Origin of the sequence: Hujiaoplasma nucleasis, from assembly GCF_013745115.1 — a bacterium.
Classification (GTDB): Bacteria; Bacillota_I; Bacilli_A; order Izemoplasmatales; family Hujiaoplasmataceae; genus Hujiaoplasma; species Hujiaoplasma nucleasis.
The window spans coordinates 397504-410276 of the sequence record NZ_CP051151.1 but is presented as its reverse complement, the minus strand read 5'-3'; the positions used below and the strand labels follow the sequence as shown (position 1 = coordinate 410276).

Below are 12773 nucleotides of genomic sequence, written 5' to 3'. Positions count from 1 at the left end.
AAAGTCCAAAATGGACTTTTTTTTATATAATATTAATGTACCTTTTAATTTCCCACTCAGTAACAGTTTTTCTAAATTCATCCCATTCTTTTGTTTTTAACTCAATGAATTTATTAAAAATATGGTTGCCTAGTACTTCTTTCATTAAAGGTGACCCTTTAAAGAAATCAATAGCTTCTTTGAGATTATCTGGCAAGTTTTCAACACCCATTTCCTTACGTTGTTCATTGGTTAATGCAAATAAATTTTCATTGATTGGGTTAATTAACGGATAATTCTTTTCTATAGCATCTAAACCTGAAGCCAAAAGCACAGACATTGCTAAGTATGGATTGGCTGAAGTATCAACAGAGCGTATCTCCGCCCTAGTTCCTCTTCCTCTTGTGGCAGGAATTCGAATCATTACTGAACGGTTATGTTCTGACCAAGACATGTAGCAAGGCGCTTCATAGCCTGGAACAAGACGTTTGTATGAGTTTACTGTTGGATTGGTAATGGCACAAAATTCCTTAGAATGTATTAAAATACCAGTAATCCATTGTCTAGCAGTCACAGATAAGCCCATTTCATCTTTTGGATCATAGAAGGCATTCTTTCCAAACTCATCAGCCAAAGAACAATTGGTATGCATACCAGAACCATTAACACTAGCAATAGGTTTAGGCATAAAGGTTGCGTGTAAATTATGTCTTCTTGCGATATTTTTAACCACAAGTTTAAAGGTTTGTAAATTGTCACAAGCCTCAACAACATCGGCAAATTCAAAATTAATTTCATTTTGGCCAGGGGCTACTTCATGATGTGAAGCTTCAATTTTAAATCCGATTTTTTCTAATTCTAAAACTATATCTCTACGACAATCTTCTGCACCATCAATCGGTGATAAATCAAAATAACCACCGTGATCGGCTACATCTAGTTTCACTTGTCCCTTATCATCAAGTTTAAATAAGAAAAATTCAGGCTCAAAACCAATTTTTAAGGTTGAAAATCCTAATTTCTCCATTTTTTTAATGGTTTTCTTTAAATTAGATCTAGGATCTGCCTCTGAAGGATTACCTTCAGGTGTATAAACATCACAGATAAGTCTTGCGACTTTACCATATTTAGTTTCTTCCCAACTAAGAATCATCCAAGTATCAAAATCAGGTCTTAAGAACATATCAGCTTCCATGATTCTTACAAAACCTTCAATACTTGAACCATCAAACATAATTTCTCCATCAAGAGCAGATTCTAACTGACCTATAGGAATCTCAACAGATTTAATTGTTCCAATAATATCACTAAACATTAAACGTATGTATCTTACATTTTCTTTTTTTGCATGGTCTAAGATGGCTTCTTTGGTATATTTCATATGGGACCTCTCAATTCTTATTTTTGATTTATTATATATATTTTTTTTTATATTTGCAAGAAGATAAAAGAAAAACGGTGACAATGTCACCGTTTACATAAATTTTATGCTGATTTTGCTTCTTTTTTTCTTAATTCTCGACCATATTTAATTATGTCTTTAATATTTCTACGAATAACTTCCGTATAGGTAAGACCTTGAGTTAATTGAGATACTGTAGATTTTATTTGCCCATCAATCACTTCATAATCCATAACATCATGAATTCTTTGACAATCATAATCGTTAATCATCGGTAATTCAATATTTGAACGAATTTTGGATAAAGGAAACTCATATAAGTGATTCTCTCTTTGAGCATCTTTTACATCATAGATAATTTTTAAAACCAAAGACTCTTCTTTTTGCATCATTAAAAATTGAAAAATGAGTTTAATTTTCTTTTTCTCGTAAACTATATGATAATTTAAGGTTTCTAAATATTTATTGAATTTATAATCAGTGGTTGCCTTATAATCTTTTATCAACCAACTTAACTCATCTTCAATGGTTTTTAGAGTCTTATCCACTTTAATCTCCTTATTTTTTTGCGGCCTTTACTAATATTTTAACCATTTTATTAGAAAATTCAACAGGATCTTCAATTTTTAAACCTTCTATTAAAAGAGCTTGGTTATACAAAACAGATGCATAATCATTTAAATCCTCTGAATTTTGATCATATAAATCATGAATGGCTTGGAACAACTCGTGTTTAGGATTGATTTCTAATATTTTTTGTGCTTTTTGTTGGTTAGTCTTGTCACCTGGCATTTGTTCCATGAGCTTTTCCATTTCAAAAGACATGCCTTCACCGCTAACCAAACAAACTGGAGAATCTGTTAATCTAGTTGATAATTTAACATCATCTACTTGACCTTTAAGAGATTCTTTAATTTTTTCCAATAAATCTTTATTTTCTGTTTCTTGTTTTTTTATCGTTTCTTTTTCAGATTCATCGACCAAATCTAAATCACCTTGATTAATAGACTTGAATTTAAATTTCTTATATTCATTCATAATAGAAAGCATAAATTCATCAATTTCATCAGTTAAAACTAAAACATCATAACCTTTAGATTTTAATCGATCCATTTGAGGTGAAGCTTTGATTGCTGATTTGGAGTTGGCAGAACCAAAATAGATTTCTTTTTGGTCTTTTGGCATTTTTTCTACATACTCATTTAAGGTTATATAAGCATCTTCATTAACCGTTTCAAACAAGACTAAATCTTGTAATAAATCCTTATTTAAACCGAAATTATCATAAACACCATATTTGATATTCACACCAAACTCTTTCCAAAATTTAATGTATGTTTCTCTTTCGTTTTCTAATAATTTTTCTAATCTTTTTACGATTTTCTTTTCTAAATTCTGTTGAATTTTAGTTAATTGTGTATTTTTTTGAAGAATTTCTCTAGATATATTAAGGTTTAAATCCGGTGATACAACCATACCTTTGATGAATCTTAAATAATCAGGAACTAATTCTTTACATTTATCCATGATAAAGACACCTTTAGCATATAATTGTAAGCCTTTTTCATATTTCTCTGAATATAAATTTGCTGGTGCTTTAGCAGGTATATAAATAATAGATTTGTAAGTTAGTTTTCCTTCAACATTAGTCCAAATGTTTAATAAAGGATCTGTATAATCATAATATTGATTCTTATAAAACTCATTTAATTCTTCATCAGTCACTTGAGATTTATTCTTCTCCCAAATAGGTGTCATTTCATTTAAGGTTTGGTTTTCAACAATGGTATCAAACTTATCTTCTATTTCATTTCCTTCATCATCTAATTTAGGTACTTCTCTTTCCTTTTCCATAGTGATTGGATATCGAACATAATTAGAATACTTTTTAACCAATTGTTCAATTTTATAGTCTTCTAAAAACTCATCATAATTCTCATCATCATGATTCTTTCTAATCTTTAGGGTAATTTCAGTACCAATACTATCTTTTTGAGTTTCTTCAACACTATAACCTTCTTCTCCTGATGAAACCCACTTATAAGCCTTATCACTAAAAGGTGATTTAGTCACAACTTCAACCTTATCACTGACCATAAATGCAGAATAAAAACCTACACCAAATTGGCCAATTAAGTCTGTATTCTTAAGGTCTTTACCCTTCATGGTTTTTAAAAATTCTAAAGTACCACTTTTAGCAATAGTCCCAATATTATCAATAAGTTCATCATAAGTCATCCCGATACCATTATCTGTAATGGTTAAAAGACGATGTTTCTTATCAATATCAATATGAATTTCATAATCATTACGATTTTCTAAGCCTTCTTCAGTTAAGCTTTTAAAATGATACTTATCAATAGCATCAGATGCATTTGAAATCAGTTCTCTTAAGAAAATTTCTTTGTTCGTGTAAATTGAATGAATCATTAAGTCTAATAATCTTTTTGATTCCGTTTTAAATTCAATGTTTTTCTTACTCATAATTGTCCTCCTAAAATGTTTTATCATTAACATTATACCATGTTTATTAGCACAGTCAAGGATTGAGTGCTAAATTAATCTTAAAAAAAATAGAAAGATTTCTCTTTCTAATTTTCTTCTAAATTAACAAGCAGTAGTTTTCTTTTAAATAAGACATAGCCAGCAAACAAACATAAAATGAGTGAAGCCAACATGTATGGCAAATTATAGATGATAAAAGAATATACAAAGGGACTTACATTCATATTAAATTCTTCATTAAACCATTCTGCATAACCACTCCATATCATTACACCTGATAAACCATGCATGACATAACGAATACTTGAAGCTAGTATCATTCCTAAAAAGAATGGTTTTAATTCTTTAAGACCATTTTTAAAGATTCCAGCAAGTCCTAAAAGGGTAAATGGAATAATATAATCAAGTAAGTATACTAAGATGATATTCACCCATTTTGGCCCAAAGAATGTTGATTCAGGTATGGCAGCGATGACTGAAGCAGAAAACATACCTGTGGTCATCAATTGCAAGATAGCGAATATAAAACCAGAAAACAAGCCAGTTTTTAAACCTCTTCTATAGGCAATGATGAATATGGGTAACATGGCTGGAGAGATACTACCTCCCCAAGGGAATATGCCCTTTGATAAAATACCAAAGACCACATCAAGGACAGTCGCTATACCAACAAGAATAGCAACTTCAACAATAATAACAATTTTTTCTCTATCTTTCATAAATCTTCTCCTCTATTTTGGGACAAAAAAAGTCCCTGATTAAGGGACCTATCGTACGATATTATCCTACGCTGGCATTATCCAGATCAGGTAAGGTCTATAACTCACAGTTATACTCTCAGCCTAGTTTACTAAGCTCCCCTTGTTTATATATTATAACATATTTTTTTGTCTTGTCTAGTTTATTGAATGATCTCTTTAATGACTGGAGATATTTCTTGTTTATCTTCACTAATTATAAATGCTTGTTTTAGATCATCCAATACATTATCCCCTAATTTAGAATTTAAGTATACTTTAGCTAAAACATCATTCTTATGAACAAAATCCCCAATTTTCTTCTCTAAAACAATACCAACAGAAGGATCAATATTATCTTCTTTTGTTTCACGACCCCCACCAATTTTCATGGAAGCTAAACCGATATTTAATGCTTTAATATTTTTAATATAACCTGCTTTATCAGCCTTAAACTCATAAATTTCTTGAACTTGAATAAAATGATCTAAATCATCTATATGACCACCTTGGGCTTCTATAAATTCATAAAACTTTTTCAAGGCTAAGCCATTATTCAAATGATCATATGCTAAATTTTTACCTGCCTCAATATCGCTAACAAGACCAGCATACATTGCCATATAAGCAGCTATTTCAACACATAATTCTTCTAAATCTTTGGGACCATGTCCTTCTAAAGTATCAATTACTTCCTTAACTTCTAAACGATTACCAACAGCATAGCCTAAAGGTTGATCCATAGAAGTGATAAAAGCAGAAACCTTTTTACCCAATGATTCACCAATAGAAACCATAATTTCAGATAATTTTCTTGCATCTTCAATGGTTTTCATAAAAGCGCCGTCACCGATTTTAACATCTAAACAAATGACATCAGCTCCTGAAGCTAATTTTTTTGACATGATGCTTGAAGCAATTAAAGGAATTGATGGTACTGTCGCAGTCACATCCCTTAAGGCATACAATAGTTTATCAGCTGGAACTAATTTCTTCGTTTGTCCAGCAACTGCTATATTAATATCATTGACTTGTTTGATAAAATCTTCTTCTGATAAAGAAATATTAAAGCCATCAATAGATTCTAACTTATCTAGAGTTCCCCCTGTATGGCCAAGACCTCTTCCTGATAATTTAGCCAATTTACAACCCATAGATGCCACTAAAGGTCCTAAAACTAGAGTTGTCTTATCGCCAACACCACCAGTCGAGTGTTTATCAACTTTAACACCTTTAATTTGACTTAAATCAATAATATCTCCACTATGTAACATGGCTTTGGTTAAATGTGATGCTTCATCATTGGTCATCCCATTAAAATATATGGCCATTAATAAAGCAGAAACTTGATAATCTGGAATGTCTCCCTTAGTATAACCTTGTATAACAAATTCTATCTCTTTTTCTGTAAGTTCTATTGCCTCACGTTTTTTTTCTATGATGTCAACCATTCTCATAAAAACTCACCTCTTCTATATTTATCATATCAATTATACAATAATTATCCTTAATAGTAAATCAATATAAGCTAATTTTCTTTGCTAAATCTATGCTTTTATGTATAATGTAATAGGTGATAAAAATGAAAGTATACATGATTAGACACGGTGAAACAGATGCTAATAAGCAAATGATTATACAAGGAAGAACCAATAACCCCTTAAATAAGACTGGTATAATGCAAGCAAAAAAAACAGGACAATATTTGAAATCACTTCAAATTCCTTTTGATTATTGTATGACTTCTCCTTTAGATAGAGCCATACATACAGCTGATATTATCAAAAAAGAACTTAATCTAAATTTAGAAACCCACATCGAGAAAGATATTATTGAAAGAGATTTTGGAGCCTATGATGGACGTGTAATTGATGATACTTACCAAGAAGCAGTTCATGGTCACTCAGTTCCCGGCTTAGAAACAGACCAAATGATTGAAAAAAGAGTGGCTGATTTCTTTAATAAATTCTTTAAAAACAACCACTATGAAAACGTACTTATGATTACACATGCTCATGTTTTAAAAGCTTTATTGGTTCAAAATTTAAAAGGTTTTTCATATGATGAATACTTAGTTAACTGTTCCATCAATATTATTGAGTATAAGGATAAAATTAAGGTCATAGAATATAATATTGATCCAATTAATCAGGAATAAAAAACACAAAATTTGTGTTTTTTTATTTTTATTAAACCTTTTAGTGATATAATACTTTTGAAAAGGAGGTCCTATGATTCCCTTAATATCTTCACTTTTAATCTTAGTTGTGAATATCACCACATCAGAATATCTAATTAAAAGCCGTATGAAAAGACTTTATCGCATCTTATTTTTAATCTTATTTACGCTTTTAATGCTTGGCTTAACTAGATGGTTTATTCCGCTCTTAATAGGTCAAGACATGCCAGTATATATGATTACTTTTGTATCATGGCTCTACATACTTGTATATATTTTCATCTATAATGATTCTTTAAAAACAATACTAGCAGTGATGGGCTTTTCTTTTTCGCATACTTTGTTTGTTAATGGTTTAGCCTACCATATATTTAGTATTTATTATAATGATTACCGTGTTATTGGTTTTTTATTATTTGAAATAGCTTTCTTTCTTATTTCTACACCTATTATATTATATCTTCTAAAGAATACCTTATTAAAAGCATTACCTTCATATAAAGAAAACTTACAAAAAATTACAACCCTACTTCTTCTTATGAACTTTCTATTGATGTATTTATCAAGATTTATATTGAATTTTAATCATATATTTGATATTTTACTTTTTTATGGTGTTTTATTTTTTATGATGATTATTACTTACTACTTAATTTATAGACTAACACAAACATCTACAAATGTTCAAGAACTTACTGATCTAGTTTATTATGATCCATTAACTAAGTTAAATAACCGATTGGCTTTATTCAATGATTTCGATAAACTAGATTTAACAAGCAAAGAATTTTTCTTATACTATCTTGATTTAAATCAATTAAAAACCATTAATGACAAATATGGTCATATTAAAGGTGACGCTTATTTAATTGAGTTTTCTAAAGCCTTAGAGAAAACAGTCAAAGACAAGGGGCAAGTTTATCGAATATCTGGAGATGAATTTATAGTCACTAGTCAAACAACGATGTTTAATGTCGATCATATGAAAAAAGAAATCAATAAGCACTATTTTTATGAACATCCGTTTATAGGGGTAAGTATTGGTCTTGCAATATATCCTAAAAATGGTCGTAATTTAGATGAATTATTGAATTACGCTGATGTGTTAATGTATAAAGATAAAGAAAACAAGGAATAATTTCCTTGTTTTTTTTATCTAATAATGTGAACCATCTGAAGGATTAAAACCATCAGTTGCATTCTTTAAATCTAAAACCAATAAATCTCTCATAAAATAAATTGTTTGTCTAATATTTTGACCTTCAAGAAAATCATAATAAGTCTTATCGAAAATATAATCTACAGCCCCAACGGTATAATATTGGTTTAATACAATTGGACCACCATCAATAAATAATTGATTAGAAGCATAATTATAATATAAACCATCATCGAAAACGACATCAGAGTTATATTGAATAACTTCCAGATAAAAATCAGTTAATTGTTGACCAGTCATTTCTGAAGTTTTAATAACATTATCAAATGGATATATTGTCATTAAATCCCCCATAGTTACTTGACCAGCTTCCATAGATACTCTAAAGCCACCTGCATTGGTTGCTCCAACATCTACGCCTGCATAGTCTCTGATAACTGAAGCTCCCCATTGGGCCATATCGTTACGATAATAATTACCTTCAGAAATGGTTAAGACTTCGTTAATATAAGTTGTATATTCGGTATTGGTAGAATATTCTAGAATAATTTGATCAATAATAGAATCTGATATAATCATTTGGTCATTCTCTATAATATTTGATGAAAAATCTATAATTCTATTCAAATTTTTATCATAAGTTAATGAAATATGTACTAAAGATGAATCATAATTGTTCATTTGTGCATAAGGCATATCTGTTAATGCACGACTAACATATGATGCTTCTAATTGATGGGTATGGGCATTAAACATAGCGTCTATTCTAGATGAACCCGATAGATTAGCAAATTCAGTGTTTTCTTCAGAGCCTTGATGAATATATACTACCACAATATCAACATCATGATTTTCTCTTAACTCACTTGCATATTGAGCTGCGGTATCTACAGGATCTAAAAATAAAATGTTTTCAGTTCTTGAAGCAGCAATTGAATTCATAACTGAACCAATTAGACCAATAACACCTACACGTACGCCTTCAAATTCTTCAATCATATATGGAAGGGTAAATTCTAGAGGTAGTCCTGTATCTTCATAAACAATATTAGCTGCTAAAATCGGATGATTTAACTCGCCATTAGTATCATCATTATCTTGATAATTACCAATGATATCAATGCCCCAATCAAATTCATGGTTACCTATGGTAAAACCATCAAAACCAGCTTCATTTAATATATCAACTAATATTCTTCCTTGATAATAGTTACTTAAAGCAGAACCTTGAAATATATCGCCATTTGATATTTCAAGATGATTACCCTCAAAATTTTTAAGATAATAACCAACTCTTGACATCATATCCATGCCAGTATAAGCTCCTCCATGAAAATCATTAATAGAAAATAAGTTAATTTCAACGATAGGATCTGAACTTGTTGGTTCTTCTGTTGTTACTTGAGTAGGCTCTTCTGTAGGAAACTCAGTTGTCGGTTCACTTGTTGTAGGTTGAAGAGTCGTTGGTTCTTCTGTTGGTACTTCTGTTGTAGGTTCTTCAGTTACTTCCTCAGTAGTAGGGTCAGTTGGTAGATTAGTAGGGATATCAGTACTAATCTCTTCAGTTGTTGGCTGAAGACTTGTAGGTTCTTCACTTGTAACTAATTCAGTCGTATTTTCATTTGTAAATTCATTAGTGGTATTTGTATCATTGATGACAGTGTTACAAGCTATTAATACAAAGAATGATATAACCATCATTATGATTGATAAAATTTTCTTTTTCATGTTTTTCTCCTATTCAATGTGTCTTATTTATTATACACGCTTTTTAAAAAAAAGAAAAAGAAAAAAAGAGGCAATTACCGAAAAGATAATTGCCTCCAATACTGTTAAAGATTAAAGCTATCAAAATCTATTAATAATATTAATTATTTAAATGATCAATATAGCGATTGAAACCTGCCAATGTTAAGAATGAATTAATATCTCCATCTTCGTAATCGCCAGCAGTTAAAGCAAATGTAGGATCAATATCATCTGCATCTTCTACTTTAGGTGTAAGAATATTTCTTACAATCATAGAAGATAAGATTGTAGTTCTTTGAGCTTCTGGCATTTGAGATAAACTCACTATATCTAAAGAATCAAAATCAACAGTTTGAACATCAGAACCTTCGCCTGTAAAGGCTTGTGAAGCTAATATAAAATTGGTAATTTCATCTTTAATTAATATATCATTAAAGCCATAAATATCAGCTTTTGCCTTATCAGGAATTCCACTGTTAATTTCACTATTACTTTGAATCATATGGTCAATGGTTAAATGCATTGATCCACTGTTTAAGATTAAAGCATAATCTAAATTTGAACCTAAAGAAGATGGATCTAAGCCACCATCATAATCTGTAATTCCTAAGGCATTGAATGATTTAATAATTGCCTTTAACTCTGTGCTTTCTATTTGTTCTGCACTTAGGTTATTGACTTGAATATTTTCTCTAAAAATAGATGGAACAATAAATACAATACTTCCAGCACTTGGTGTTAGAACTGCATTGGCTAATATGATATCTGATACTGTTGCTTGAATCACTTTAGAAGCCAATAAATCATCGAGTTCTTGGTCGGTTAAAGTATATAAAGTTTCAATAGAAAAAGTTGATATATCATCAGAGATCACTTGAATCGATGTCATTAACTCAACAATTTCGTTTTTATATAAATAATCATCATTTTCATAAGTATTATCTGGAATAATCAAAGTAAATGAACCTAAGTCAAGATTTTCTAACTCAGAAGTCACGGTAGCTCGAATAATTTTAGATTCAAATAAAACATCATACTCAGATGAATCCATCGCAAAGAGTGTATCTAATGAGAAATTATCAATATCATCATAGATTAACTCAATTGCATTAATTAAATTATTTAAAGCTGTTTTACTATAATAATTTTGACTATCCAAGGTTTCATCAGGAATAACCAATATTGAATCCCCAAGCTCTAGAGCGTTGATTTCAGTAGTTATGGTAGCACGCATGATATAAGAATCTAAGATTGAATCAATGGTAGTTTCTGATAAAGATGTCAAAACATCCATATCAAAGTTTTCTAAATCAAGACCATCATTATCAATAATGATATTTTTGATAGCGACTAATAAGTATTCCAACTCACCAGTTTGAAGTTCTGTAGATCGCCAAGTAATATTTTGAGGAACGGTTAAGAAATCTACACCCTCAACATCAGTTTCTTGACTAAGAATATTGATTAAAGCCGAAGTTAATAATTCAGAATCTAGTAATACTGTGATATCAATTTGTGCGAAGGATTCAATCAAGGTATTAAAATCACTAGACTCTATGGATTTAATTGATATATCATTATCCACGAACTCAGCTAGAATATTACCTAAAGCAAGATATTCATTTTCCCAAGAAAAGTTACTAGGTATATCAAGCATTGATGATAAACCGCCTTCACCTTCTTCTATCATAGGCACTAAGAAAGCTTCAGTGGCCAATAATATAATTCTTGATTCAGACACATCATCAAAGATCCCTTTGACCCAAGCACCATCAATGGTAACTTCATTACCATCAGCATCTATAGATACAGCTTGTTCATTTAAAATATCAAATAAACCAGCAATAATATTAGATAAGCGCCCAAGTTCAGCCTTATAATCATAATTATATAGTTCTTCATCAGACACGGATAGAGTAATCTCATTTTCTTCAGCTAGATACTTTATAATAATTGGTAATGAAGTTGGAAGAATAGCTGAAGACTCTAGGTATGAAAAAGCTAACCTAATATCTTCACCTTTAATATCTGTGATTTCATTAGAATCAGCATAATCAGAATTTAATATCACATTGTAAGCCTTAGAAAACATAGATAATTCATGTCTTAAAGCAATATTTGTCTCTTTATATTCAAAGGATAAGACTGAATCAAATAAATTGATATGTAAAGGAACTTCTACAGATTCATCATAGGTTGAAGATACTTTAATGCTATTGGCAATTTTAACAATAACATTATTATTATAGTTCTCAACAAGTTCATCCATCATTTCCCTAGTTTCACTTGGAATTAATGGATCAGAATTACTTTCAGCCAAGGTATTCATTTGATCTTGTATAATTGACCGGTTAAGTTCTAAAATATTGGGTCTAGATACTAGGGATAAGGTTTCAGTGTTGCTTGCCTCATCATCTGGCATAATCAGTGTCGCAGACTCAATAAAGGAAATACCCCCACCCAAGACAATAAGAGATACAAAAACAGCCATAGCCCCGTTTAAAGCACCAACAACAGCACCAAGCAAATGTCTTTTCTTACCTTTCTTTCTAACAACAATAAGTCTAATAATACCAGTAATAATTTTATATAAAATTAAAATAACAGTAAAGTAAGCAATAGCCCAAATGATCTTTACAGCAAACTGAACCAATCCAATAGCTAAAGCATTCATATCTGCCTGTGAAAAATCAAAACTATCATTAAACAAGACTTGTATAATGGCTTGATAATCATTTTCAAAAGATTGAAAGTTTGCCAAACTTGAATCTAAATTGGATAAAACATTTCCTAAAAATGATAATTCCATTTTCCATAAGACATCTACCATTAAATCTAATGTAATAAAGAAAACAATATAGAAAATAGCCATCACAATAAAAGTAAACAATGACTTTTTAAATCCTCTTAAAAAACCAAAGAATACAGCAATTCCTATAATAATATAAAAAACAATGTCAATAGATGCAAAAACATTTAAAAACATAAAGCCCCTCCTTTTTTTTCATTATACTATAAATTAGTAAATTTCAAGCAAATAATGGAAAAAAAAAGAAGCTGATT

Annotated in this window: 9 protein-coding genes; 2 read left to right on the top strand and 7 right to left on the bottom strand. The window is 30.1% G+C overall.

Annotation, left to right across the window (positions count from 1 at the left end):
• Window positions 1–22: 22 nt before the first annotated feature.
• The 5 genes from glnA to HF295_RS01815 all read right to left on the bottom strand — a co-directional run bounded on the left by glnA (window position 23) and on the right by HF295_RS01815 (window position 6080).
• The gene (glnA, locus tag HF295_RS01835; RefSeq protein ID WP_312032147.1) at window positions 23–1360 is read right to left on the bottom strand and encodes a type I glutamate--ammonia ligase; all 1338 of its coding nucleotides are present in this window, start codon (window positions 1358–1360) and stop codon (window positions 23–25) included.
• Between the two features lie 104 nt (window positions 1361–1464).
• Window positions 1465–1929 carry a hypothetical protein gene (locus HF295_RS01830; protein ID WP_312032146.1) on the bottom strand — a complete coding sequence of 155 codons (465 nt, stop codon included), beginning with the start codon at window positions 1927–1929 and terminating at the stop codon, window positions 1465–1467.
• Between the two features lie 10 nt (window positions 1930–1939).
• Window positions 1940–3865, bottom strand: coding sequence for a molecular chaperone HtpG (htpG, locus tag HF295_RS01825; RefSeq protein ID WP_312032145.1), 1926 nt, complete (start codon window positions 3863–3865; stop codon window positions 1940–1942).
• A 107-nt stretch (window positions 3866–3972) separates the two neighbouring features.
• On the bottom strand, window positions 3973–4605 hold the full coding sequence (locus tag HF295_RS01820; protein ID WP_312032144.1) for an energy-coupled thiamine transporter ThiT: 633 nt from the start codon (window positions 4603–4605) through the stop codon (window positions 3973–3975).
• A 182-nt stretch (window positions 4606–4787) separates the two neighbouring features.
• Window positions 4788–6080: a pyrimidine-nucleoside phosphorylase gene (locus HF295_RS01815; protein WP_312032143.1), complete on the bottom strand. Its 1293-nt coding sequence runs from the start codon at window positions 6078–6080 to the stop codon at window positions 4788–4790.
• A 125-nt stretch (window positions 6081–6205) separates the two neighbouring features.
• Here HF295_RS01815 and HF295_RS01810 point away from each other — a divergent pair, with 125 nt between their 5' ends.
• Window positions 6206–6781 (top strand): histidine phosphatase family protein, encoded by a 576-nt coding sequence (locus HF295_RS01810; protein ID WP_312032142.1) that lies wholly within the window; start codon window positions 6206–6208, stop codon window positions 6779–6781.
• Window positions 6782–6854: 73 nt separating this feature from the next.
• On the top strand, window positions 6855–7940 hold the full coding sequence (locus tag HF295_RS01805; protein ID WP_312032141.1) for a GGDEF domain-containing protein: 1086 nt from the start codon (window positions 6855–6857) through the stop codon (window positions 7938–7940).
• A gap of 18 nt (window positions 7941–7958) precedes the next feature.
• On the opposite strand, the gene HF295_RS01800 is transcribed toward HF295_RS01805, so the two are convergent.
• Both HF295_RS01800 and HF295_RS01795 read right to left on the bottom strand, forming a co-directional pair.
• Window positions 7959–9689: a bifunctional metallophosphatase/5'-nucleotidase gene (locus HF295_RS01800; protein ID WP_312032140.1), complete on the bottom strand. Its 1731-nt coding sequence runs from the start codon at window positions 9687–9689 to the stop codon at window positions 7959–7961.
• Window positions 9690–9828: 139 nt separating this feature from the next.
• Window positions 9829–12696, bottom strand: coding sequence for a hypothetical protein (locus tag HF295_RS01795; RefSeq protein ID WP_312032139.1), 2868 nt, complete (start codon window positions 12694–12696; stop codon window positions 9829–9831).
• Window positions 12697–12773: the final 77 nt, after the last annotated feature.